At 44.6% G+C, this 23,677-nt stretch carries 22 protein-coding genes and 2 tRNA genes; 6 read left to right on the top strand and 18 right to left on the bottom strand.

Features of this window, described 5'->3' with window-relative positions; genetic code table 11:
* Nucleotides 1-44: 44 nt before the first annotated feature.
* The 3 genes from BT112_RS06265 to mfd form a co-directional block, all read right to left on the bottom strand.
* Nucleotides 45-311 carry a DUF3098 domain-containing protein gene (locus tag BT112_RS06265; RefSeq protein ID WP_072316499.1) on the bottom strand — a complete coding sequence of 89 codons (267 nt, stop codon included), beginning with the start codon at nucleotides 309-311 and terminating at the stop codon, nucleotides 45-47.
* Between the two features lie 19 nt (nucleotides 312-330).
* Complete coding sequence (locus BT112_RS06260) at nucleotides 331-1,209, bottom strand: cell division protein FtsX (RefSeq protein WP_072316498.1); 879 nt, start codon at nucleotides 1,207-1,209, stop codon at nucleotides 331-333.
* Nucleotides 1,210-1,339: 130 nt separating this feature from the next.
* Entirely contained in the window at nucleotides 1,340-4,720 is a 3,381-nt protein-coding gene (gene mfd / locus BT112_RS06255; RefSeq protein WP_072316497.1) for a transcription-repair coupling factor, read from the bottom strand.
* Nucleotides 4,721-4,951: 231 nt separating this feature from the next.
* Here mfd and BT112_RS06250 point away from each other — a divergent pair, with 231 nt between their 5' ends.
* The gene (locus BT112_RS06250) at nucleotides 4,952-5,383 is read left to right on the top strand and encodes a TerB family tellurite resistance protein (RefSeq protein WP_072316496.1); all 432 of its coding nucleotides are present in this window, start codon (nucleotides 4,952-4,954) and stop codon (nucleotides 5,381-5,383) included.
* A 39-nt stretch (nucleotides 5,384-5,422) separates the two neighbouring features.
* Here the strand turns inward: BT112_RS06250 and BT112_RS06245 are convergent, their stop codons facing one another.
* From BT112_RS06245 to fbp, 5 genes are all read right to left on the bottom strand, one after another.
* Complete coding sequence (locus BT112_RS06245; protein ID WP_072316495.1) at nucleotides 5,423-6,931, bottom strand: ATP-binding protein; 1,509 nt, start codon at nucleotides 6,929-6,931, stop codon at nucleotides 5,423-5,425.
* Nucleotide 6,932: 1 nt separating this feature from the next.
* Nucleotides 6,933-7,418 (bottom strand): Rab family GTPase, encoded by a 486-nt coding sequence (locus BT112_RS06240; RefSeq protein ID WP_072316494.1) that lies wholly within the window; start codon nucleotides 7,416-7,418, stop codon nucleotides 6,933-6,935.
* The gene (locus BT112_RS06235; RefSeq protein ID WP_245776994.1) at nucleotides 7,405-8,235 is read right to left on the bottom strand and encodes a cell envelope biogenesis protein OmpA; all 831 of its coding nucleotides are present in this window, start codon (nucleotides 8,233-8,235) and stop codon (nucleotides 7,405-7,407) included. Before BT112_RS06235 ends, BT112_RS06240 begins: the two co-directional genes overlap by 14 nt.
* A gap of 126 nt (nucleotides 8,236-8,361) precedes the next feature.
* Nucleotides 8,362-8,718 carry a fructose 1,6-bisphosphatase gene (locus tag BT112_RS06230; protein ID WP_072316493.1) on the bottom strand — a complete coding sequence of 119 codons (357 nt, stop codon included), beginning with the start codon at nucleotides 8,716-8,718 and terminating at the stop codon, nucleotides 8,362-8,364.
* Nucleotides 8,719-8,781: 63 nt separating this feature from the next.
* Nucleotides 8,782-9,789, bottom strand: a complete 1,008-nt coding sequence (gene fbp / locus BT112_RS06225) for a class 1 fructose-bisphosphatase (protein WP_072316492.1) — start codon at nucleotides 9,787-9,789, stop codon at nucleotides 8,782-8,784.
* 338 nt (nucleotides 9,790-10,127) lie between these two features.
* On the opposite strand from fbp, the gene BT112_RS06220 reads away from it, so the two are divergent.
* The 3 genes from BT112_RS06220 (at nucleotide 10,128) to nagA (ending at nucleotide 13,119) form a co-directional block, all read left to right on the top strand.
* Nucleotides 10,128-10,610 (top strand): GNAT family N-acetyltransferase, encoded by a 483-nt coding sequence (locus BT112_RS06220; protein ID WP_072316551.1) that lies wholly within the window; start codon nucleotides 10,128-10,130, stop codon nucleotides 10,608-10,610.
* A gap of 93 nt (nucleotides 10,611-10,703) precedes the next feature.
* Nucleotides 10,704-11,954 (top strand): aspartate kinase, encoded by a 1,251-nt coding sequence (locus tag BT112_RS06215; RefSeq protein WP_072316491.1) that lies wholly within the window; start codon nucleotides 10,704-10,706, stop codon nucleotides 11,952-11,954.
* 67 nt (nucleotides 11,955-12,021) lie between these two features.
* Complete coding sequence (nagA, locus tag BT112_RS06210) at nucleotides 12,022-13,119, top strand: N-acetylglucosamine-6-phosphate deacetylase (protein ID WP_175545756.1); 1,098 nt, start codon at nucleotides 12,022-12,024, stop codon at nucleotides 13,117-13,119.
* A gap of 20 nt (nucleotides 13,120-13,139) precedes the next feature.
* Here nagA and BT112_RS06205 read toward each other — a convergent pair whose 3' ends face one another.
* Both BT112_RS06205 and BT112_RS06200 read right to left on the bottom strand, forming a co-directional pair.
* Entirely contained in the window at nucleotides 13,140-13,487 is a 348-nt protein-coding gene (locus tag BT112_RS06205; protein WP_072316489.1) for a hypothetical protein, read from the bottom strand.
* Between the two features lie 71 nt (nucleotides 13,488-13,558).
* Nucleotides 13,559-14,944, bottom strand: a complete 1,386-nt coding sequence (locus BT112_RS06200; protein WP_072316488.1) for a hypothetical protein — start codon at nucleotides 14,942-14,944, stop codon at nucleotides 13,559-13,561.
* Nucleotides 14,945-15,303: 359 nt separating this feature from the next.
* Here BT112_RS06200 and BT112_RS21480 point away from each other — a divergent pair, with 359 nt between their 5' ends.
* Both BT112_RS21480 and BT112_RS06190 read left to right on the top strand, forming a co-directional pair.
* Nucleotides 15,304-16,068, top strand: coding sequence for a LuxR C-terminal-related transcriptional regulator (locus BT112_RS21480; protein WP_175545755.1), 765 nt, complete (start codon nucleotides 15,304-15,306; stop codon nucleotides 16,066-16,068).
* Nucleotides 16,069-16,329: 261 nt separating this feature from the next.
* Nucleotides 16,330-16,578, top strand: a complete 249-nt coding sequence (locus BT112_RS06190; protein ID WP_317039579.1) for a DUF1508 domain-containing protein — start codon at nucleotides 16,330-16,332, stop codon at nucleotides 16,576-16,578.
* A gap of 235 nt (nucleotides 16,579-16,813) precedes the next feature.
* Here BT112_RS06190 and BT112_RS06185 read toward each other — a convergent pair.
* The 8 genes from BT112_RS06185 to BT112_RS06150 form a co-directional block, all read right to left on the bottom strand.
* A tRNA-Val gene (locus tag BT112_RS06185) sits at nucleotides 16,814-16,888 on the bottom strand.
* A gap of 27 nt (nucleotides 16,889-16,915) precedes the next feature.
* Nucleotides 16,916-16,990, bottom strand: a tRNA-Val gene (locus BT112_RS06180).
* Nucleotides 16,991-17,124: 134 nt separating this feature from the next.
* Entirely contained in the window at nucleotides 17,125-18,336 is a 1,212-nt protein-coding gene (locus BT112_RS06175) for a bifunctional folylpolyglutamate synthase/dihydrofolate synthase (protein ID WP_072316486.1), read from the bottom strand.
* 27 nt (nucleotides 18,337-18,363) lie between these two features.
* Nucleotides 18,364-19,215: an energy transducer TonB gene (locus BT112_RS06170; RefSeq protein WP_072316485.1), complete on the bottom strand. Its 852-nt coding sequence runs from the start codon at nucleotides 19,213-19,215 to the stop codon at nucleotides 18,364-18,366.
* Between the two features lie 5 nt (nucleotides 19,216-19,220).
* A complete protein-coding gene (locus tag BT112_RS06165) occupies nucleotides 19,221-19,607 on the bottom strand; it encodes an ExbD/TolR family protein (protein ID WP_072316484.1) in 387 nt (128 codons plus the stop codon).
* Nucleotides 19,608-19,790: 183 nt separating this feature from the next.
* Nucleotides 19,791-20,480, bottom strand: a complete 690-nt coding sequence (locus BT112_RS06160; RefSeq protein ID WP_072316483.1) for a MotA/TolQ/ExbB proton channel family protein — start codon at nucleotides 20,478-20,480, stop codon at nucleotides 19,791-19,793.
* A 205-nt stretch (nucleotides 20,481-20,685) separates the two neighbouring features.
* Entirely contained in the window at nucleotides 20,686-21,912 is a 1,227-nt protein-coding gene (locus tag BT112_RS06155) for a Glu/Leu/Phe/Val dehydrogenase dimerization domain-containing protein (protein ID WP_072316482.1), read from the bottom strand.
* Between the two features lie 68 nt (nucleotides 21,913-21,980).
* On the bottom strand, nucleotides 21,981-23,435 hold the full coding sequence (locus tag BT112_RS06150; RefSeq protein WP_072316481.1) for an alanine/glycine:cation symporter family protein: 1,455 nt from the start codon (nucleotides 23,433-23,435) through the stop codon (nucleotides 21,981-21,983).
* Nucleotides 23,436-23,677: the final 242 nt, after the last annotated feature.

Raw genomic sequence — 23,677 nt, 5'->3', positions numbered from 1 at the left:
GCGGAAAATATGGCTGCTCAAGCCAAAACGAAAGTTTTCAGGTTTTATTTGTCCTGTGCTTTCTTTTTTTTCGCGGGCACCAAAATGGCGTAAATCTCCAGGGCAAAACCCAGAATAACAAGGGTGGGGGCCAGGCGGATACGTCTGAAGCTGAAGATCTCGGGGTTGAAGACATCCGGGTTATCCGTACCTCCCCCGCTCATGAGAATAAAGCCCAGGGCAATACAGGCCAGCCCGGCAAACATAATCGTATAGTTTTTTTTCTCGAATATAAATTCCTGAGGTGTAGTGTTCTTATCTTTTTTTTGCATTTTTTAGCTTTTTCCGGGTTTAGTAATACAGGTCGTCCGTTCTCAGGTTCAGGAACCGTTGCGCGGCAAAATAGGTACTTATCCAGCTTATTATCGCGCCCATCAGGAAGATGCCGATAAACAGAAGGACCAACCAGGTCGGGTCTTGCATGAGGTTGAGTTCCGGGAATCTTTCATTGAAATAGTAAAGGCATATTCCCATGGCTATTACAGCTATTACGGCACCAATCATGCCGAGTTTTACACTGGTCCATATAAAAGGACGCCGGATGAATTGTTTTGTGGCCCCTACCATTTGCATGGTTTTTATGATAAAACGTTTGGAGTAAATAGACAGGCGGATGGAGCTGTTAATAAGCAGAACCGCTATGATCGTAAAGGCTGCACTGACCAGAAGTATCCAGAAACTAAGTCTTCTGATGTTGTCGTTAAGTAGTGTTATCAACGGGCGGTCATAAGAGACTTCGTCTACGAAATCCTTAGCAGCGATCTCAGTGGCAATTTCTTCTAATTTTACAGCATCGACATAATCCGCTTTCAGCCGTACATCTATAGAGTTTTGCAGGGGATTTGACCCCAGAAATTTCATGAAGTCTTCCCCGATCTCGGCACTCTGGGCTTCCGCGGCAGCTTCTTTAGAGACAAATTCTACCGACTTTGTGTATTCTGCCAGGGCCAGGCCTTTTTGTAGCTGGTCTATTTCTACTTTTTTGGCATCGTCTTTCAGGAATATAGAAACAGCGACCTGCTCCTTGAAATGATCTGCGAGTTTCTTGGTGTTGATGACCAGAAGACCGAGCATTCCCAAAAGGAAAAGGACTAAAGAAATACTTAAGATAACAGAGAAATACGAAGAGATCAGTCTCCGTTTTTGATATCTTTCAAAAGATTTGCTCATGGCTTATGACATATTTATCCGGCTTTCATGCAAATATAGCGAATTAGGAATTCGGATATTGCTAAGATAACGGTTTAATGTAAAAACAGGAGGATTCCGAAAGAAATCACTCCTGTTGTACTCTGTTTTTTTAATATCCGGTTTCGGAGTGTGCTGCTTCTTTGACCACAAAAGGGCTCAGGGCCTTCAAAGCCTTGTTGACCGAGGTGATATGGTCAAAAGTAAGTAAAAGCCTCAATCCGCCGAGACGGGTATTCTTTTCTTTCATTTTGCACAGGGCCGGGTTTTGCTGTACGGTCCGGATCACGCGGTTGAAGGTTTTACTCTGGTAAAAACTGCTCTGTTGATCGGCAATGAAATAACCGACCATTTTACCGTGTTTAAGTACTACTTTTTCCAGCCCGGCTTCCGAAGCAATCCACTTGATCCGTACACTGTTCAGGAGGTCTTTTACCTGTCGGGGAAGGGGACCGAAACGGTCAATGAGGTCTGTTTCGTACTTTTCGAGTTCTTCTTCGGTCGTAATCGTGCTCAGACGGTTGTACAGGTTGAGCCTTTCGGTAATATTGTTGACGTATTCGTCCGGGAAGAGCAGTTCGAAATCGGTATCGATCTGGGTATCTTTGACATATTCCCGTGTTTCTTCATCCTGCGGATAAAGGTCCTTGAATTCGTTTTCCTTGAGTTCCTCTATGGCTTCGCTCAGTATCTTCTGGTAAGTGTCAAAACCGATATCGTTAATAAATCCGCTTTGTTCTCCGCCGAGTAGGTCACCCGCACCACGGATTTCCAGGTCTTTCATGGCAATATTAAAACCACTTCCCAGTTCGGTGAATTGTTCCAGCGCCTGTATTCGTTTACGGGCATCTTCGGTCATGGCCGAATAGGGCGGGGTAATGAAATAACAAAAAGCCTTTTTATTACTCCGGCCGACACGTCCCCGCATCTGGTGCAGGTCGCTCAACCCGAAATTATTGGCATTATTGATAAAGATCGTATTGGCATTAGGAACATCAAGACCACTTTCGATAATGGTTGTGGAGATCAGGACATCAAATTCTCCGTTCATAAAACCGAGCATGAGCTGTTCCAGTTTTTTTCCTTCCATCTGGCCGTGTCCTATACCTACCTTGGCATCGGGGACCAGCCGCTGGATCATGCCGGCGACTTCCTTGATGTTTTCTATGCGGTTATGAATAAAAAAGACCTGCCCTCCGCGTTGTATTTCATAGGATACCGCATCGCGGATGATCTCTTCGTTAAACTGTATCACATGGCTCTCTATAGGGTAACGGTTGGGCGGGGGGGTGGTGATCACGGATAAATCCCTTGCAGCCATAAGGCTGAACTGCAGTGTCCTGGGAATAGGCGTGGCCGTTAGCGTAAGAACGTCGACATTTTCTTTCAGGTTCTTTAGTTTTTCCTTGGCGGCTACCCCGAATTTTTGTTCTTCATCTACGATGAGCAATCCCAGGTCTTTGAATTGTACATTTTTATTAACCAACTGATGCGTTCCGATGATAATATCGATCTGTCCTGTTCCGAGCTTTTCAAGGATATCCCTTTTTTCTCTGGCTGTACGGAAACGATTGAGGTAATCTACGGTGACGGGCAGATCTTTGAGCCGCTCACTGAAAGTCTTGTAATGCTGAAAGGCAAGTATGGTGGTAGGGACCAGAATAGCCACCTGCTTGCTGTTGTCTACCGCTTTGAATGCGGCCCTGATGGCAACTTCCGTTTTTCCGAACCCTACATCGCCGCAAACAAGCCGGTCCATCGGATGTTCGCTTTCCATGTCGTTTTTAACATCCTGTGTCGCTTTGCTCTGGTCGGGGGTGTCCTCATAAATGAAGGAGGCTTCGAGTTCGTGTTGCAGGTAACTGTCCGGAGCGTAGGAATATCCTTTTTCTGTCCGTCGTTTGGCGTATAAATTTATAAGGCTGAATGCTATTTCCTTGACCCGGCTTTTGGTTTTCTTTTTCAGGTTTTTCCAAGCACTGCTTCCCAGTTTGAATATCTTGGGAGGTTTGCCGTCCTTACCGTTGTATTTGGTGATCTTGTGCAGGGAGTGAATACTTACATACAGGATATCCCCGTCGCCATACACGAGTTTTATGGCTTCCTGGAGTTTGCCTTCCACCTGTATCTTCTGTAGTCCGCCGAACTTACCGATACCGTGATCTATATGGGTTACATAATCGCCGATCTCGAGCTGGGTCAGTTCTTTGAGGGTTATGGCCTGTTTTTTTGCATAACCATTCTTGAGGTGAAATTTATGATAACGTTCAAAGATCTGATGGTCCGTATAACAGACCATCTTTCGGTCATCATCGATAAAACCCTGGTATATGGGGAAAACGATCGTTTTGTAATAGACCTCACCCTCGATCTCCTCGAAAATATCGTGAAAGCGTTTGGCCTGCTGCTCGCTGACACAGAAGATGTAGTTGGTGTAGCCATCGGCCCGGTTCCTGTCGAGATCTTCGATCAGGAGGTCAAACTGTTTGTTGAACGAAGGCTGTGGTCTGGTGCGGAACGTAATGATCTCTCCGTGTTTTTCCTTCGCTTTATGCCGGAATGCGATTCCGGACTGGTTTCCGGTCTCCGCTACGACCAAACGGGACAATTGCTCGTGAATGTGTTTTGGAGTACAGAAAAGTTCATGAGGAGAAGCGTGCTTTGTTTCGGTAGAAAGTGATGCAAAAGCCTCTTCAGCTTTCCGGAATAACGAATCTATCCGCGATGACAAAATTTCGTAACTCTGGAAGAAAACAACGGTTTTCGGTGAAATATATTCCAGAAAACCTTCTCTGGATTCATTCCGGACTTTATTCTCTACATTCGGAATAATCGTAATTTTGTTGAGCTTGTGTACGGAAAGCTGTGTTTCCACATCAAAGGTTCGGATACTGTCTACTTCGTCACCGAAAAACTCAATCCTGTAGGGTTCGTCATTGGAAAAGGAGAACACATCTATGATCCCGCCACGTACCGAAAATTCGCCGGGTTCGGAAACGAAGTCCACTCTCTTAAAACGGTATTCGAACAGGACTTCATTGATGAAATCGGGAGCAATGGTTTCGCCTACTTTCATTTTCAGCGTATTTTTTTCCAGCTCTTTCCGGGTAACAACCTTCTCGAAGAGGGCATCGGGATAGGTGACGATCAACGCAGGTTTTTTACGCGAGTTCAGGCGGTTCAGTACTTCTGCCCGAAGCAGTACGTTGGCATTATCCGTCTCTTCGATCTGGTAGGGCCTTCGGTAGCTTCCGGGATAAAACAACACGTGTTCTTCGCCGATAAGTTGTTCCAGGTCGTTGAGGTAATAGGCTGCTTCTTCCTTGTCGTTGAGTATCAACAGGTAGGGAAGGTCGTTGTTTTTAAAACTGTCGGCAATGACAAACGAAAGCGAAGATCCTATGAGTCCGTTGAGATATATGCGTTGCGGAGGTTGGATCCGGGCAATAGCGTCCTGCAGTTTTCGCGTTTGCGGAGACTGTTCTGTTCCCATTGTCCCGATGGATGGCGGGAGTGAAACTGGCGAGGCATGGGTCTTGCTCACATTATAAATTTTGTGCAAAGGTAATAAAAACCGATTTGTAACCGTATTAACGGATTAAATATGAACGGGGAGGGGAGTTGCCTGTTCTGCGATACGGTTTAATATTGGAGATGTATCTTGTTCGTGTTTGGTATAAAGATGTATATTTGCGCAAAATTTGAAGATTTAACAATAAGAGGTATGTCAATCTTAGATTTATATTCGAATGCATTTTTGGAGCGTAACAGGGATCATTTCGCGGCGATAGTCCGTGTGGCACTTTCTGACGGAGCTATAAACCCGGAAGAAAAAGCGTTCCTCGATCGCCTTGCTCATAATCTTAATATTTCGGAAGAAGATTATGCCGCGGTTCTTAAAAACCCGGAGAAGTATCCGATCAACCCTCCTTTTTTCTACGATTCACGGCTGGAAAGGCTTTATGATCTGACCCGTATGGTTTATGCCGATCATATTGCAGATGAAGAAGAAACCAGTGTATTGTCTAAACTGGCAGTAGGACTCGGCTTCACTCCCGGCAACATCAAATATATTATAGCCAAAGCGTATGACCTGGTATCTCATGGTGTAGACCTGGATACATTTAAGGAAGAGATGAAGCATATGAACAGATAGGATCTCCCCGGTTTTTTGAACCGGGGTTGTTCAACGCTTCTACTTCAGGTGTTTATGAAGCTTTTGCAGCAATTGTTGTTCCTGGAAAGGCTTCTGAAGTGCATCGTTAATTCCTGCTTTTCTGTATTTTTGCTTTCCGTCGCCGAGCATACTTCCCGATAGGGCTATAATCGGTGTTTTGGTATGTTTTTTCTCTGCGTGATTCCGCAGTGCAGGTGCAAGTTCATACCCTGTTACATCGGGTAATCTTATATCCAGGAGAATAAGGTCGTAACGGGTTTCCTCGGTTCTTTCCATGGCCTGAGTGCCGTTTTCGGCAATATCCAGAAAAAAAGAACCCTGCGAAGAGAGTATCTTCAATACGATAATCTGACTGATCTTATTGTCTTCAACCAACAGGATGTTGTATTTTTTCTTTGTGTTGAAGAGCACTTTTTTCTCCACCTTTTCTTTCCTGGCGGTTTCTTTGTAATGGAGAGGAAACCTGAGTTTGAGATTGAAAGAAATAGTAGTTCCCCGACCCGGCTCGCTTTCTGCCGAGATATCTCCCTGCATCAGGGTGACGAGATTTTTTACGATGGTCAGCCCCAGTCCAGTTCCCGGATATTTGTTGTCTTTGTGTACCTGGGAAAAACTGGTGAAAATATCATGAATAGCTTCTTTGGGTATCCCTATTCCGGTATCTGTGATTCGAAATTGTATATTCGCCTTGTTCGCCCGTTTGTGATTTAATGTTATATGCAGGTCTATGTCGCCTTTTTCCGTGAACTTGATGGCATTTTCTATGACATTGGTAAGTATTTGTTTTATGCGTGTTTTGTCTCCCTCGATATATTTGGGCAGTTTTTTGTCGACATGCATCCGGAAGTTGAGGTTTTTCTGCCTTGCTTTGGTCGTGTAGATAAATTCCGTGGAGTGCAGTAACTCGGAAAAATCGAATATTTCATTATTTACCACGAATTTGCCTACTTCTATTTTGGAGAGGTCAAGAATGTCGTTGATCATGATGTTCAAATCCTGACAGAGCGATTTGATCACTTCAACCAGGTCGAACTGTTCGTCGGACAAACTGGTTTTTTCGAGCATTTCCGTAAAGGAAAATACCCCGGTAAGGGGGTTGCGTATCTCATGACTGAAATTAGCAATAAACGTTCGTTTAAAAGCCTCTTTTTCTTTGAGATATGTGTTTTGCAGTGTCAGTATTTCGGATTCGATGAGGGTTTCGTTCCGCTTCTGTGCGACGGTCTGCAGCGATTCGTAGTGTTCGGACAGATCGTGAATAGTGATCAGGGGATGTTTGTCTTTAAAGGTCCTGCAATTAATATCGCATATTTTTTCACCTATATGTACACAGGAAAAAGAGAGTGCATCTTCTTTGGGCTCCATAAGCGGGAGGATACTTTCGAAAAAGGGATGGCAATCTGCTATGTTTTCCTTTTCCGCAAACGGAAAAAGGATATCGTCAGAAGCCAGGATCTTGCCTTCTCCCGAAATCACAATAAACTGAACTTTGGGATATAAGAATTGCTCTTTATAGGATTCAAGCATATTACAGGATTATTTTTTTGGTAAGTTCTTCAAAAATAGTGTCCACATTGGCCCCTGTCTTGGCACTGGAGAAGTAATCTACCGGTTTGAAATAAGCCTTGTTCTCCTTCATGTGACTTCTGGTGACCAGGTCACTTTTGTTCCCGACCACAACCACAGGGACATTGTTATATGTAGTCTTTAAGTGTTCCAGGTCTGAAGCGAGATTTTCATAAGTTGTTTTCCGGGTAGTATCAAACACGTAAATAAAGCCGTGAGATCCCAGGAGGTATGAGGAGCGTGTTTTCGTAATATCTTCATTACCCTCTATGTCCCAGATAATCAGGTTTACCTGGTTTTCGGGCAGAGTAACTTCTTTTTTTAGGATATGTACTCCAATGGTAACTTTGTAATTGTCCGAAAAGGAGTCTTCTACAAAACGTCTTACCAAAGACGTTTTTCCGACACCAAAATGCCCCAAAAGAACAATTTTTTTAGATGTGATCATCGTTAAAATAAAAATTTAGTTCGTTTACAATATCATCTTGTGTGATTTCCGGATTGTAGAGCATCAGGCTCAGGAAATTTTCCGAAAATTTGAAAATGGTGTCCTGTAGTTTGTTTTTTAACGGGGTGTTGTATTGTCCTGAGACCACTACGGCAATGTAATACGAAACAAAACTTTGTATGTGAATATGGTACAGTTCATATTCTATAAGTTCCAGATTCTGGGCTTTTTGCCGGAATGCGTCTTCGACAAACGATTTGATTGCCGTTAGCATTCCGGAGAACATCTCTTTATCTATGGTTTCCCTTTTGGCATAGTTTCCGAGAAGGATCCCGGAATTTTTTTCGATGACAAAAACCTGTTCGATAGAGACGTCTCCCAATTCCGATAAAATAAGGTCGTGTTCCTTAACCCCGGTGATCCAGGATTTTAGCCTCCGTTTCCATGCGGCGAGCGAAAAACTGTTTTCTACCTGAGAGCTGACCTGCTCGGATAGTAACTTTATTTCCTGCCAGACGTACTTTTTAATCATTCGTCCCATAATGGGGTAAAGGGCTTCCACAACCTGATCTTTGGAATTTTTGATTTCGATCTTAAGTGTTTCCGTAATAGTCGGTCCGAGGGTTTTGGGGATCTCCTCGATAAATTCTTCCAGTTTGCTGTCTATAATAGGGTCGACCTTTCCTGCGAGTTCCGAACGGGTATGAAGGACCTCTTCCAAGGCCTTTATTTTGTTGGCAATGGTTTCTGCATACTCCCTGTCATCGGTAAGGAGAATATCTTTGAGGATGTTTAATTTGTCGTTCTCATTCATCATAAACATAAAGATAATTGCAGGTCAAACCTGTTGTAGTATACAAACTATCTGAAAACAGGTAATAGGCTCACCCCGGAAGATGGCCAGCTCGTTGTACGGATACCTACCGGAGTATGTATCTCCAAATTAATTATCCTTTATTTTTTCTCCAATTTGAATGAGGAGTTTTCCCAGCGTGGCTTTGTCCACTTTGTTCTGGTCAAGCGTATCTGCTTTTTCCTGTAGGGAATTCTCAAGTTCGGTGATCCTGATGTTGACATCCGTGCCGAGACTGTCAATAGTCTGCATAAGCTCTGTGCGGGTATCTTCGATCAAAGTCTCCAGTTCTTTTTTCTTCTGAAGGATGTCTTTTTTAACGGATTCGAATTCGGAATTATATTCCTGTATGTTCTCACCGAATATGAGATTCCTGATCGCGTCTATCTTCGACATAGGATCTACGGAAGCGCCATTGGCTTCAGGGTGATTTTTTTCCTTAGACATGGTTGTACGGTATGAATTTGGGGCAAAGTTAGCAAAAATCAGATAACAAAGAGTCAATTCCCTTTAAATATGGGACTTAACCATGAATTCTTCCAGTTTGTCAACCATTTTTGTACTTCCGCAGAAAAAAGGAGTGCGCTGATGAAGCTCGTCCGGTTGGATATCGAGGATTCTTCCGAAGCCGTCACTGGCTTTTCCGTTGGCCTGTTCCGCAATGAAAGCCATGGGGTTACATTCGTAGAGTAACCGCAATTTCCCGTTCTGAGATTTGCTGCTTTTTGGATAGAGGTAAATACCTCCTTTGATCATGTTCCGGTGAAAGTCGGAAACCAGCGAGCCGATATATCTCGAGGTGTAAGGGCGGTTGTCTTCCTCGGCCTGGCAATATTTGATGTAGTCTTTGACTCCCTGTGGGAAATGGATATAGTTGCCTTCGTTTACCGAATAGATATTACCGTTTTCGGGGAATTGCATGTTGGGATGAGACAGGTAAAAAGTGCCTATGGCAGGATTGAGCGTAAAACCGTTGACTCCGTGCCCGGTCGTATACACCAGCATGGTAGAGGTGCCGTAGACCACATAGCCTGCGGCAACCTGATTTCTGCCGGGTTGCAGGAAGTCTGCCATGGTAACCGGCGTGCCTATGGGAGTGATACGCCGGTAAATGGAAAAGATAGTGCCGACAGAGACATTGACATCAATGTTGCTGGAGCCATCAAGAGGGTCGATAAGCACAACATATTTGTTCTGATGGTTCTGGTCGTGGCTGTTTATAGTAATAAAATCGTCTTCCTCTTCGGAAGCTATACCACATACAATTTCTCGGTTGCTCAGGGTCTGAATGAATTTTTCATTCGCCATGACGTCCAGCTTCTGCTGGTCTTCGCCCTGAATATTAGTGTCTCCCGATGCGCCTATAATGTCTACCAATCCGGCTTTATTGACTTCGTGATTTACCACCTTGGCCGCGAGCCTGATCGCGTTGATGAGTTTCGACAATTCACCTGAGGAATATTTGAACTCAGCTTGCTTCTCAATGATAAACTCTCCTAAAGTCTTGTTTTTTTTCATAAGTATATGTTTCGAAATCAGTTTTGGTTTTACGGTTATCAATAACTGGTTAAACGGGAGAAGACGTCGGTAAGAATATAAAGGAGTCCGGGGCGTCGTCGTGGTTTTATCTTATTCTTAGGGGAATATTCGGTACACTTTGTACGCTCCATGTTTCCGTTTTATATTTTGGTTTTTCCGGACTTTGGGGTATGTGGAAATTACAAACGTCGATTAGGTCACAAATATCGGTAAAATTGTGAAACGAAAACGTTTTCGTTGGGTTTTTATTTCAGGTTAGAAAAACCTTATATAACTTTGTGTTATATTTGGAACACTTACAAAACGAACACAATAATATGGTATCACACACAATCAGGGATGCTGTTATCCGTGATATGCCAGGTGTGCTGGCATTGATACGGGAGCTGGCCCTGTATGAAAAAGAACCCGATGCCGTAGAGATTACGGTAGAAGACCTTGAGCGTGACGGTTTCGGGGACAATCCGGCCTTTCATTGCTTTATAGCGGAGGTCGATGGAGAGATTGCAGGGATTGCCCTGGTGTATCCGCGCTATTCCACGTGGAAAGGTATCGCTCTTCACCTGGAAGACCTTGTGGTTTCAGAAAAATACCGGGGGAAAGGTCTGGGAAAGGCACTCCTTTCGGAAGTGGTCCGGTACGGTAAGAAACTTGGTGTACGAAGGGTGAACTGGGAAGTGCTGGACTGGAATGAACCCGCGATAAAATTTTATGAGCAGCACGGAGCACAAGTCATGAGAGAATGGAATGTCGTTCAGCTCGATGAACAGGGGATAGAAAACTATCTGTCCGCATTGTAATGATACGGGCCAATAAGGTGTATTTAAAAAGTGATCCCCTGCAAACAGGCAATTACAGAGAGGGTTCACGAAGAATAAAGAGACGAGAAATCTATGAAAATATTTAAATTCGGAGGGGCATCGGTCAAAGATGCAAAAGGCGTAAAGAATGTGGTGAAAGTACTGGAAACAGTGGGGTATGACAATACGCTTCTGGTTGTTTCGGCCATGGGAAAAACAACAAATGCTTTAGAGGAGGTTATCAAAAATTATTTCCAGAATAAAGACGAATTACAGAGTTCCATTCAGGAAGTCAAAAAATATCATAATGAGATACTGCTGGAGCTTTTTGAAAAAGAAAGCCACCCGGTCTTCTGGAAAGTAGACGGCCTGTTCGCTGAGTTAAGTTCGTTTCTCGGAAGAAACAAGTCGCCTAACTACAATTTTGTCTATGATCAGGTTATTGGGTTTGGCGAGCTGATATCTACGACGATCATCAGCCAGTATCTTCTGGAAACGGGAATTAAAAACACCTGGCTCGATGTCCGGAATTTCATAAAGACTGATGCTACGTATCGCGATGCGAATGTGGACTGGGAGAGTACACAGCAGAATATCAACGAAGGTGTGAACAAAGGATTACTGAATATAACGCAGGGCTTTCTGGGCAGCGATCCCAATAATTTTACAACCACCCTGGGGCGGGAGGGCTCCGATTACACGGCAGCTATCTTTGCCTATTGTCTCAATGCGGAGAGCGTAACGATCTGGAAAGATGTTCCGGGGGTTTTAAATGCAGATCCAAGGTATTTTGAGAATGCACGCCTGCTCAACCAGATATCCTATACCGAAGCTATAGAGCTGGCTTTCTACGGGGCGTCCGTAATACACCCGAAAACCCTGCAACCGTTGCAGCGCAAAGAAATTCCGCTTTATGTTAAGTCGTTTATCAATCCCACGGGAGCAGGAACAAGTGTAAGTAAGGGGCAGGATCTGGAGCCTAAAGTACCCTGCTTTATCGTGAAAAAAGACCAGGTACTGATATCGCTTTCTTCACTGGATTTTTCTTTTATCGTAGAAGAGAATATCAGCGAGATCTTTAAGCTTCTGCACGATCACCGTATGAAAGTGGATGTCATTCAGAACTCCGCGATCAGTTTCTCGGTATGTGCGGACAACAAGTTCAACAATCTGAAGGACCTGCTCAATATCCTGAAGGCCAAGTTTAAGGTAGATTGTGAAGAAGGGGTTTCTCTGTATACGGTAAGACACGCTACCCAGGATTCTCTGGAAGAACTGGAAAACGGTAAGGACATTCTCTTAAAGCAACGGCTTCAAAACACCGTACAATTGGTCACCCGTTGATGTATTTCGGAGAGATTGCCGGGCCATTTGTTTTTGTACCTTTATGCAAAACAAATTTTGCAGCATCGTGAGAGTAGCTTATACCAATGCCCTGATTTTTACCGGAACTTCAATAGAAAAAGATAAAGCCGTCCTGGTCAGGGACGGCTTTATTATTGACCTCGTTCCGGACGGGGAAATACCTGCGGATTATACAAAAGATGACCTGGACGGGCACTATCTTGTTCCGTCTTTTATAGATCTCCAGATTTACGGCGGTGATGGCAAGCTGTTTTCCGACGAGCTGAGTGTGGCATCGCTGGAAGCTACATACCATTATGCCTTGCGGGGCGGATGTACCCGCTTTATGATCACACTTGCCACCAATACCCGGGAGAAATTTGTACATGGGCTGGAAGTGGCTGCAGCATATGTGAAGAACGGTGGAAGGGGATTGCTCGGTGTACACCTGGAAGGGCCTTATATTAACCCTGAAAAAAAAGGAGCGCACATAGAAGATTGTATAAGGGTACCCGACCCTGATGAAATACGGCTTTTTGCCGAAAAAGGCAAAGGGCTTTTCAGGATGATGACCCTGGCACCGGAGCAGTGTCGTGATGATATCATCGGGCTCCTGCAGGAGCTCGGTGTTGTGATTTCTGCCGGGCACAGCAACGCCACATATGCCCGGGCTATGAGAGGTTTTTCTGTGGGAATACCCGCCGCCACTCACCTGTTTAACGCCATGTCCCCTTTTCATCATCGGGATCCGGGGCTGCCTGGGGCTGTCATGGACCATCCTTCGGTTATGGCAAGCATTATCTGTGATGGAGTCCATGTGGATTATGCTACAGCCCGTATTGCGAAAAAAGTAATGGGAAACCGGCTGTTTTTTATAACCGATGCGGTTACCGCTGCCTCCGGGGGAGAGTATCCGCATCGTCTGCAGGGAGACCGGTATGTGTTGCCGGACGGAACGCTGTCCGGATCTGCACTCAGTATGGTACAATGCATCCGCAATGGCGTGCGGCATGTGGGAATACTTCCGGAAGAGGCCTTCCGGATGGCTTCGGCCTATCCTGCAAGACTTATCGGGGACGATACCCTGGGATATATTGCTCCGGGGTATCATGCCGAAATGGTCGTGCTCGATCATCAACTGGAAATTAGACGTGTTATCCTGTAAGCTCAGTAAGGAAGAAACCTCTAAAACAGAGAATATATTTTTTTAACGTTGCTTTTTATACCTTTGGTGAGGTTGTATGTGATGGACATAAAAGATCCGATCTTATACCTGTCGGTCATATAGTCTTTAATATCACTGAGCGGATCGGAGATAATGTATGTTTCTTTCTCATACCCCGACTTCAGACGCCCCACATTTCTCACTGATATTCCGACAGACAGGGTTATTCTTTCGTATTTGCCAAAGATTATACTCGGGCCTGCAAAGAAATTGCTTAGTTGTATTTTTCCGTTAACCACATCTATTCCCAGTCCTGCGCTGCCTCCCCAGGTAACGTATTCGGGGCTTCGGTGGCTGACTGTAAACATGCCTATGAGCGAGGGTACAGCCTGATAATCGCTTTGCTGTGTGATGATGATCTGATCATCGTCATTGCGTCCTAACTCATGGCGAGCCCTATGCCCAGGTCTGTCCGGATCCCGCCTTTGGTAAATTCCTCGTGACGGAATTTTCTGGGTTTCCGGGTGTCCTGGTGGTCATTGTTCTTTTTTTTGATCTCGACATCAAATATCACCACATCCTTGGTCGCCTGAAAAGGGGTAGAAATCCATTGGTAAGTATCTTCATGGGAAAGACTTCCGGCGGTGTACTGTATCCCGGCGATCTCTTTTTTGAGTTTGTCACCTTCCACCTTCGAATTCATGTTGTCGGCTCTTTTTTTCAATTGATTGACCCTGTCGTGCATCTTGTCCCAGCCCCCCTCTTTAAGCATATTTCGAAGTTCGTAGTTGTATTTCATTTCGTCATAATTATGGACCAGATCGTAATACACCTCTTTAAAGAGGTCGATTTCGTTGCTGAGCCATGGTAAGGAGCTGGTTATTTCGGTACAGTATTCCTTGTGTTTTTGGGTGAACCTGTCGTAAGTCAGTTGCGGGTCGTTGGCAATAGTGTACAGGCTATAGCTGTACTCCTTGATCCGGATTAAGTTCCGGTAATGGCCTCTTAACTTTTCGAAATTCTTTATTACAAGGTCAGCATTAGTCATAAAAATCTTTACGCCTTTTTCTGTAGTTTCCAATGATTTTAACTCTTCTTCCCGGGTTTTTATAAGGGAATCTTTCAGTAAGATATCTTGTAGCCTATTACGCAGTAAGACAAGACTGTCGTTTTCCTCAGCGCTCTTCGGGGATGCGATCTCCCGATCCAGTTCCTGAACGGATTGTTTCGGGTCGGTAAGGAGTGCAGCGTTTTGTGACAGCAGGCTTTCCTGTAATCGTTTGAGTTGTGAACGGAGTTCCTCGATGTAATTGCGTTCTGCCTGAGCCCTCAGTGCCTGATTAAGGAGTTTTACATAATCTCCCTTTTGTGTGGTGTTGTTTTTATCCGTATCATCCGATAAATCTTTTTCACTGAGTAGCGGAGAGCTTTCCTCGCCGGGTGAAGTATTTTTTTTCTCGCCGTCTTCGGGTAGGATGTTATCGTCCCTGGAAAGTTCCTTGCTGAGTTCTTCCATGGAATAGGAAAGTGCGAGTACGGAATCTCTGAGCTTTATATCGATATCATAGGCCCAGCGATTAATGTTTATAATCCTGAAAACTGTCGGAACATGAACTTTAAGCGGGATGTTGTTGTTTTCATAAACCCCGGTCCTGAAATTGTATGTCACCTCATACGTATTGGTTTTTGAGTGATCCACACTCCGGTTGACCTTATTCTCTTCCGTGTTTAACGGAGAGGTGTCTTTTGGTGATTTTTGGGTGTGCTGTGCCGAGCAGACTGAAGATAATAAAGCGGGCAAAAGAAGGAGTAGTAATTTTTTCATGATGTTGGTTTTAAGAGTTGTACCTGATTTATCGGTTATGCGTTGGTGAAGATCGTACCCGGTACTGCCAATAACCTTAAATACGGGTGTTTCCGTGCTGTTTCGGAGCACGCGGGTGTAGATCTTACGCGATAAAATGTCTGATGAATAAGGAAAAGGGGAGTGGGGAAAATATGAGATCGAAAACCGGGTATGCAGTTTTACATCTTTTGCTATCAGAAATTACAAACTTTATGACAAAGATTTTAAAATCATACGAGGTAATCAATACCCTTTTTAGGGTATTTTTTTACGGAAAAATTGTTTTTTATGCATTTTGCGATTATTTTAACATGCTCAACCAACCAACTCATACATTCATGGAAAGGCTTATTTTCGATGAAGCTCAGAAAATATGGAGTGAAATAGCTAAAAATAAGACACCTGGTGATTTTAAACTCGAAGTGGAACTTTACAGGAAGTTGCTCAACGTATTCCAGGTAGGGGAATATTATTATATGGTATTTAATCCTCCTGAAATGATTATCGAATATACCAGTCCGGGCATTGCCCGGGTGTTGGGTTATGAACCTGAAATGTTTTCACTGGAACTGCTCACGGAAATCATTCACCCGGACGATTTGCCTTATTTCATGGATTTCGAAGCTACGGTGACAGCGTTTTTTACACAGCTACCCCCGGAAAAAGTAATGAAATACAAATCGCGGTATGACTATCGTCTTCGGACCCGGGATGGTAGTTTTAAGCGTGTTCTTCAACAGATAGTAACCATTCAGAGCGATGAGGAGGGAGCCGTTCTCAGGACTTTCGTGGTGCATACCGATATTTCGCATTTAAAGAAAGATAACCGTATGGTACTGTCGTTCATCGGGCTTGAAGGAGAGCCCTCGTATGTGGATGTACAGCCTATCCGGAAATTTATACCCGCCGCAGAAATTTTTACCAGAAGAGAAAAGGAGATCGTATATTATCTTTCGGAAAACCGCAGGACCTCCGAAATAGCTGAACTATTACATATAAGTCCCCAGACCGTAGCTACACACCGGAAGAATATTTTCCGAAAAGCCGGAGTGAATTCGGTCTTTGATCTCATAGCACTTACGGTAGAAAAAGGCTGGTTGTGATATGCGGGTAGGGAAGACAGCTCCTGCAGCTCCCGTAATATAAGCGATTACCCTTTTATATACCAGTTTCGGGGGTGTCTTATTTTTTTTAGATTTGCGCCCCTGAAATAGGTATAATAACGCTATAAAGATCAAAGTGCAATTATGGGGATGTTCGTCATCAGTAAACGGTATAACGGTAACTATCAGTTTGTTTTTACATCCAGGAAGGGGAAACCTGTTTTTACCAGTATCAGTTGTAAACAGAAATCGGATTGTGAGATGATTATCCATGCAATCCGCGAACATATCGACGTATTTACGATCACCAGAAAGTGTACGGTTTCCGGAAAATTTTTTTTCAGGCTCTCCAAAGGTGGATTGGTCCTGGCAACCAGCCGGAAATACTCTACCGAATTAAGGCTCAGTAAAGGTATAGATGAAATTATGAGAAGTGTTTCGGAGGCGGAAACCCTGGATTTTTCGGTGGATGAACTTATTTTTCCTGAAGAAGAGGTCGCTGCATTGTAGTTGTGCCAATTTCAGAAGTTATGGTATAGCGGCTTTTAGAGGGGGAGATACGGAAAGAGAATCGGCTAAAGACCTGTAGACTGCAACGTATAATGTTTTTTACTCTGCATGGGACAACTTGCACTATGCGGGGTTGATGTATTGCTATTTAAAACTACCCTGGCTACTGCATAGGAGAATTGATATAGAAACCAATAAAAAAACCGTTCCAAATAATTTTAGAACGGTTTTTTTGTGGGCCCTACTGGATTCGAACCAGTGACCCCCTGCTTGTAAGGCAGGTGCTCTGAACCAGCTGAGCTAAGAGCCCGGAAATAATAGATCTGAAAAAAAAATGTGGGCCCTACTGGATTCGAACCAGTGACCCCCTGCTTGTAAGGCAGGTGCTCTGAACCAGCTGAGCTAAGAGCCCTCACATATTACGATCTGTCAAAATACGTATGAACTTTCAAGCACGCAGCGCCTTGAAACGGCTGCCCTTGTTGTAAATCGCGGATGCAAAAATACAATTGTTTTTTACACGTGCAAAATATTTATGCTATTTTTCTATAATATTTCAGCCACTACAAATGTGCTTCCGCCTACATAGATAAAATCCTTTTTTCCGGCCCTGGATAAGGCTGCTTTATAGGCTTGTTTTACAGAGGGGTATGAGGCTCCTTTCAGTCCGTATCCATGAGCCTGTGCCTGTAATTCCTCGGCGGGAAGCGCGCGGGAAATTTCGGGGGCGGCAAAATAATATTCGGCATTTTCGGGGAAAAGCGGGAGGATGAGTTTGAGATCTTTGTCGCGTACCACCCCGATGACTATATGCAATTTTTCAAAAACCTCGTTTTCTACCTGGTTCAAAACGAGTTTCAGCCCTTCCGCATTGTGTGCTGTGTCACAGATTACTTTAGGTTCGGTCCGCAATTGCTGCCACCGGCCTTTGAGTCCGGTGTTGCGTACGACATGAGATAGCCCGGAGACGATATGTGCTCGGGAGATATTGTAATGATCGAGTTGTTCTATAGCGGCGAGGACAGCCTTGATGTTCCGGGTCTGGTATATGCCTTTGAGATCGCTCATTATAGTTTCGGAAGGCAATGCTTCGGCAAGATGCAGCGTCGAACCGTTTTCTGCTGCGATCCGCTGAAAGACGGGAAAGGTCTCCGGATGGTGTTCACTGATCACTACCGGAATACCGGGTTTGATAATCCCTGCTTTTTCTAAGGCTATTTTTTCGAGGGTATCACCGAGTATATCCGTATGGTCATATCCGATATTGGTAATAACCGATACTTCGGGGGTAATGATGTTGGTCGAATCGAGCCGTCCACCCAGTCCTACTTCAATGATGGCTATATCGGTGTGTGCTCTGGCAAAAAAATCGAGAGCCATTCCAACGGTCATTTCAAAAAAAGAAAGTTCGTGGGCTTCGAGAAACGCTTTGTTCCGGGTGATAAACTCCACGACAAAATTTTCGGGAACGTCAATGCCGTCAATCTTGATCCTCTCCCTGAAATCCTTGAGGTGCGGAGAGGTGTAAAGTCCGGTTTTATATCCTGCTTCCTGTAATATGGAAGCCAGCATATGGCTTACCGATCCTTTTCCATTGGTTCCGGCAACGTGTATGGTTTTGAGTTGTTTTTCCGGATTTCCGAGGTGATCACAGAATTCACGGATATTGTCCAGTTTATGTTTTAATGCGGTTTTTCCCTGTTGCTGATACATAGGAAGTCTGCCAAACATCCATTGCAGTACTTGCTGGTATGTCATAAAAGGAAGATTTTTAGTGTTGAAGTCTTATTCTCCCAGTTTAAAGTTTATCACTACAAAACCGATCTGTCTTGAGGGAGCATCGGAGTCCTGGTTCCATTTAAACATCAATGCGGTTTTCTTGGCAGGTTCGAGCAGACAGGGATGATTGTTTGTGGTTCCTTTAACCCCGGGAGTTGCTTCTATAACGTTTCCGTTTTTATCTACTTCTATCCGGACCACTACACGTCCTTCTTCATTGCAGTCCTGTTGTACTTTTCCCCTCGATAATAAGGAGCGTCCGCTCAGTCCGTATCCGACGCCGCCGGACCCGGCGCCGGGTGTCCCGTAGTAACTGCTGGCATAAGGGTCTCCATCGGGATTCCCCTTGTCTCCGGGCTTGTCGTCATTGCCTTCGCCCTGCGTTTCTTTACCGTCCGATTTTTTGCTGTTGAGGATATTGGAAACAGCATCTGCAGTTGATTTTGAGGGTTTCTTAGGCTCTTCCTTAGGTTTTTCTTCTACAGGCTTGGGCGTGGTTTCTTTTACTACCGGTTTTTTAACTTCTTTTTTCGGGGGAATAACAGGAACGTCCTCGGCCTTATCATTGGTGAGGACTTCCTCCTGGGGCTTCTCTACTTCGGCTGGTGTTTCGTCCGCCGGTGTTTCCTGTGGTTGCTGCTCCTGAACCTTTTCCTGAGGGGCAGATTTTATTTTTTCGAGCGGTTGTACGTTACCCGAACCGTATTCGGTCATTCCGAAATTTACCGTGATACCGTTTTCGGGGGGAGGGTCCATATACCGGAGTCCCATAAAAAACAGCAGCACCACGAGCATGGCAAGCAATACCGTGGTAAGGGTGAAAGATTTCTTTTTATGTCTGGTATCGAGAAATGACATAGGTTCTATTTAGGTCTTACCGCCAGGATCACTTTATAGTTATTTCTGTTGGCTATATCCATAACGTCAACAGCCTTTTCTATCGGGACTCCTTCTTCGGCCCGGAGAATTATGGTAGGTGTTTCCTGGCCTTTCAGTTTTCGCTTGAGTTCGGTCTCCAGAAATTCCGGATTTACTTTCTGACTGTCCATGTAATACTCCAGCTTCTTGTTGATGCTAACCGATACGTTCTGTACGTTGGTAGATTTCCCTTTGGCCTTGGGCAGGAGCAGGTCGAGCGCATTGGGAACACTTGAAGTAAGCATGAAGAATATGAGCAGCAGGAATACGATGTCTGTCATAGAGGACATGCTGAATTCCGGTGACACTTTATTTCTTCCTTTTAATTTCATTTATTTAAATTTTTCTGACTGCAGAATGATCTGCCAAAAATTTATGCACCTTGAGACACCGTATGATGTTTGCCGGTTAAATCCTTTTGAGGATTTCTGTGAAAAAAAACATACGTATGGCTTTCATATTGTGCCGGACGTTCCGATGATATTCTCCGGGTCCGTACAGTATTGCAGCGTTGTCTATGCCGGTTCGTCGAGCAGGTCGAGAAACTCGACGGCATTGGCTTCCATCTGGTGGACCACCTTATCCGTACGTACCACGAGGTGGTTGTATCCTATGTAGGCTATAATCCCTACAACAAGTCCTGCAACGGTTGTGGTCATAGCTGTATAAATACCCGATGCCAATGCGCCTATCTCGGCCTGTCCGCCACTGGTGGCCATTTCGTGGAATGCAATAATCATACCTATAACCGTGCCGAGAAATCCTATCATCGGGGCCGCACCGGCTACCGTGGCAAGAATACTAACATTTTTTTCGAGTTTATAAACTTCGAGCGTACCGGCATTTTCTATGGCTTTATTGATATCTTCCAGGGGTTTCCCGATACGGGAAATGCCTTTTTCGATCAGCCTGGCTACAGGGGCATCGGTCTGGGCACACAGAATTTTGCCTGCTTCCAGTTTGCCGTTACTCACATGATCCCTGATCTGGTTCATGAAATTCTTATCGATCTTCGAAGCCGCCTTAATGGCAAATATCCGTTCGAAATAGATGTAAAGTGCGATGAAAAGCAGTATAAAAAGAATCAGCACGATTATAATACTCCCGGGGCCACCGCCTACGATGAGGTCGGCAATAGAGAGGGTCTTCTCCTCGGAAAGCGCTTCTTCAGCTACTTGCTGAGCAACGTCTTGAAATAGCATCATAGTTTATAAAGTATTTTTGATAATAAAACGATAAAGTGTGTATAAAATTATATATCCTGAAATATCCGGGATCACGATCCGGAAAACAGCAATAGTAAAGTTAATTATATACGACTTCCGTGGACCAAAGATAATTAAAAAGAATTGCCCCCGTACAGGTGCGGGGGCAATTCTTTCGATAGTGATGTTAGAATGAAAAAGTGCGTTACACCAACTGGCGCAGTGCGATTTCAAATGCCGTGCTGCTGATGTTGGTTTTGGCCGCACTTTGTCTGAAAGTTTGTAACAGGGCTTTTCTCACAATCCCGGAGGTATCTTCGAAAATGGCACGGTCATCCATAGCAACCCTTCTTTCCATAAAATACGCAAATACTCTGGCCATACCGCAATTCGAGATGAAGTCCGGTATAAGGCTTACCTGTTTGTCGGTGTATTCCATGATAGGGCCGAAGAAAATCTCTTGGTCTGCAAAGGGAACATTGGCACCACAGGAAATAACTTCGAGGCCTGATGTGATGAGTTGTGTGATCTGGTCTTTGGTGATGAGTCGTGATGCCGCGCATGGTGCAAAGATTTCGGCATGAAGTCCCCAGATCTTTTCGTCCATTTCTTCGAAAGAAATGGCTTCGGGGTGTACCAGGCTATTCCCGTTTTTGTCCAGGAACATAGACCTGATCTCTTCAAAAGAGAAGCCTTCTTCACGGATGACGCCCCCGGAGATATCCATAATCCCGACGATACGGGCTCCCATCTGTGAAAGGTAAAAGGCCGCCGCGGCGCCAACATTACCGAACCCCTGAACAATAGCTTTTTTGCCTTCTACGGTGCCACCGTAAATATCGTAATAATGCTTTACCGCTTCGGCCACGCCATAGCCGGTGATCATATCTGCAACAGTGTATTTCCGGCGTATATCCGGAGAAAAGGTGTCGCTCTCTATCACTTTGATAACGCCCTGGCGCAATTGGCCTATCCTGTTTATCTTATCGGCTTCGGACGGTTTGAAGTGCCCGTTGAATACACCTTCCTGCGGGTGCCATACTCCGCAATCTTCCGTAATGGGAATCACTTCATGGATTTCGTCTACATTGAGATCGCCACCCGTACCATAATAACTTTTCAGCAAGGGGGAAACAGCTTTGTACCATCTTTCCAGGACTCCTTTTTTTCTGGGATCTTTAGGGTCGAAGTTGATTCCCGATTTGGCTCCGCCTATGGCAGGGCCCGAGACGGTAAATTTCACTTCCATGGTTTTGGCCAGTGATAAGACTTCGTTGACGTCGAGCCCTTTTCGCATGCGGGTTCCGCCCCCGGCTGCTCCTCCCCTGAGAGAGTTGATAACGGTCCAGCCCTCTGCTTCCGTTTCCTGGTCCTGCCAGTGAAATACGATCTCAGGAGACTTATTCTCGTATTGTTTAAGTAATTCTTTCATATTATTTTTTGTGTAAGTGTTGATTGTGTATTAAAACTATAAAATTCTTTTGCAAACAGAAAATCCTTCTATTGTTCTTCTTTTCCGTAGGTTTTCCAGAAATCCGCATTACGGATACCGAGTTTTTCCGGATCGAAAACCGGGTCTTTCTTCTGTTTCCGCTGCCGTTCGTAATCTCTGAAAGCCTTTAAGGCGGGTTTTTGTAATATGAGGATGAATATCACATTGATCCAGGCCATCAGTCCCACACCGATATCACCCATAGCCCAGGCGAGTTTGGCACTTTTTATCGTGCCGTAAAATACGGCAAACAGCAAAACGCCACGTAATAACGTTAATCCTATGACCGATCCTTTTTTGTCGAGATAACTCAGGTTGGTCTCGGCAATATAGTAATAGGCCATAATAGTGGTAAAGGCAAAAAACATGAGAGAGATAGCGACAAACGGAGCACCCGCAGTAGGGAAGTGGTGGGCTATAGCGGTTTGGGTATATGCCGGTCCTGCCTTTACTGTAGCATCCAGGTTCTGAACAATGAATTGCCCTTCCCGCTCCGGTTCGGGATATTGCACGTTGTATGAGTTGGTAAAAAGGATCATCAGGGCTGTTGCCGTACAGACAAAGAGCGTATCTATATACACGGAAAACGCCTGTACGAGGCCTTGTTTTGCCGGATGGCTTACTTCGGCGGCTGCGGCTGCATGGGGAGCTGTTCCCTGCCCGGCTTCGTTGGAATAAATTCCCCTTTTGACGCCCCAGGCGATGGCAGACCCGAGAATTCCGCCGAAAATTTCTTCGGTACCGAAAGCCGACCTGAAAATCAGGGAAAACATTTCCGGTACTCTTTCCATATTCATCCCGATAATAATGACAGCCATAATCATATAGCCGAGGGCCATAAAGGGAACGACGATCTCAGCAACTTTACTGATCCTTTTTATTCCACCGAAAATAATAAGGGCGAGCATAACAGATATTCCTATACCGGTTATCCAGGTCGAAATTCCAAAGGCTTCCTGCATCCCTTGAGCTATACTGTTGCTTTGTACGCCTGGCAGAAAAAAAGCAGTTGAAATAATGGTGACAATGGCAAACAAGATGCCGAATGTTTTGGTATTCAGTCCTTTTTCGATATAAAAAGCCGGTCCTCCGCGATATTGTCCGTCCTTAACTTCCTTGTAGATCTGTCCCAGTGTGGCCTCTACGAAGGCAGAGGCGGCGCCGAGAAGCGCAATAACCCACATCCAGAAGATCGCCCCGGGACCTCCGGAAGCAATAGCAGTGGCAACCCCGGCAATATTACCGGTACCGACCCTCCCCGATATTGCTATGGCAAAAGCCTGAAATGAAGTAACGCCCTTCCCGGACGATTCTTTTGAAAAAAGCAGCCTCACCATTTCCCGGATGTACCGGATCTGTAAAAAGCGGGTGGCAACCGAAAAATATATTCCGGCTCCGAGACACAGAACAATAAGTGCATTGCTCCATACAATGCCATCAACGCTTTTGATAATTTCCTCCATATTTGATTCGTTAGTGTAGTTAGTTTTTACCCGGTTTCGTTAAAAAGAACAAAGGGATACTATTTTATATCTTATTTTTAGCAAGATGTAAAGCGGTTTTATTTTTTCCGGCCTAAAATAAAGAAATTTATGCCATATATCGGGATAAGTTCAAATGAGTTCTGTGTAAAAATACCCGTATTTTTTTGTGAAAAATTAATTTTGAAAGGGATGATTTGATATTTTTGTACATATTTTTCATT

The organism is Sinomicrobium oceani, assembly GCF_900119185.1.
In the GTDB taxonomy this organism is placed as follows: Bacteria; Bacteroidota; Bacteroidia; order Flavobacteriales; family Flavobacteriaceae; genus Sinomicrobium; species Sinomicrobium oceani.
The sequence above is the reverse complement of the archived record's forward strand: the minus strand, read 5'-3'. Positions and strand labels throughout refer to the sequence as shown.

Bases quoted from the DNA above. Each gene is read 5' to 3' on its own strand.
- BT112_RS06175 (WP_072316486.1), bottom strand. From the start codon at position 18,336: ATGACATACCAGCAAGTACTGCAATGGATGTTTGGCAGACTTCCTATG.
- BT112_RS06155 (WP_072316482.1), bottom strand. From the start codon at position 21,912: ATGAAAGAATTACTTAAACAATACGAGAATAAGTCTCCTGAGATCGTA.
- BT112_RS06265 (WP_072316499.1), bottom strand. From the start codon at position 311: ATGCAAAAAAAAGATAAGAACACTACACCTCAGGAATTTATATTCGAG.
- BT112_RS06250 (WP_072316496.1), top strand. From the start codon at position 4,952: ATGTCAATCTTAGATTTATATTCGAATGCATTTTTGGAGCGTAACAGG.
- BT112_RS06235 (WP_245776994.1), bottom strand. From the start codon at position 8,235: ATGATGAATGAGAACGACAAATTAAACATCCTCAAAGATATTCTCCTT.
- BT112_RS06160 (WP_072316483.1), bottom strand. From the start codon at position 20,480: ATGATGCTATTTCAAGACGTTGCTCAGCAAGTAGCTGAAGAAGCGCTT.
- BT112_RS06260 (WP_072316498.1), bottom strand. From the start codon at position 1,209: ATGAGCAAATCTTTTGAAAGATATCAAAAACGGAGACTGATCTCTTCG.
- BT112_RS06240 (WP_072316494.1), bottom strand. From the start codon at position 7,418: ATGATCACATCTAAAAAAATTGTTCTTTTGGGGCATTTTGGTGTCGGA.
- BT112_RS06170 (WP_072316485.1), bottom strand. From the start codon at position 19,215: ATGTCATTTCTCGATACCAGACATAAAAAGAAATCTTTCACCCTTACC.
- BT112_RS06215 (WP_072316491.1), top strand. From the start codon at position 10,704: ATGAAAATATTTAAATTCGGAGGGGCATCGGTCAAAGATGCAAAAGGC.
- mfd (WP_072316497.1), bottom strand. From the start codon at position 4,720: ATGGGAACAGAACAGTCTCCGCAAACGCGAAAACTGCAGGACGCTATT.
- BT112_RS06190 (WP_317039579.1), top strand. From the start codon at position 16,330: ATGATTATCCATGCAATCCGCGAACATATCGACGTATTTACGATCACC.
- BT112_RS06165 (WP_072316484.1), bottom strand. From the start codon at position 19,607: ATGAAATTAAAAGGAAGAAATAAAGTGTCACCGGAATTCAGCATGTCC.
- BT112_RS06200 (WP_072316488.1), bottom strand. From the start codon at position 14,944: ATGAAAAAATTACTACTCCTTCTTTTGCCCGCTTTATTATCTTCAGTC.
- BT112_RS06150 (WP_072316481.1), bottom strand. From the start codon at position 23,435: ATGGAGGAAATTATCAAAAGCGTTGATGGCATTGTATGGAGCAATGCA.
- BT112_RS06205 (WP_072316489.1), bottom strand. From the start codon at position 13,487: ATGTTTACAGTCAGCCACCGAAGCCCCGAATACGTTACCTGGGGAGGC.
- fbp (WP_072316492.1), bottom strand. From the start codon at position 9,789: ATGAAAAAAAACAAGACTTTAGGAGAGTTTATCATTGAGAAGCAAGCT.
- BT112_RS06230 (WP_072316493.1), bottom strand. From the start codon at position 8,718: ATGTCTAAGGAAAAAAATCACCCTGAAGCCAATGGCGCTTCCGTAGAT.
- BT112_RS06245 (WP_072316495.1), bottom strand. From the start codon at position 6,931: ATGCTTGAATCCTATAAAGAGCAATTCTTATATCCCAAAGTTCAGTTT.
- BT112_RS06220 (WP_072316551.1), top strand. From the start codon at position 10,128: ATGGTATCACACACAATCAGGGATGCTGTTATCCGTGATATGCCAGGT.
- BT112_RS21480 (WP_175545755.1), top strand. From the start codon at position 15,304: ATGGAAAGGCTTATTTTCGATGAAGCTCAGAAAATATGGAGTGAAATA.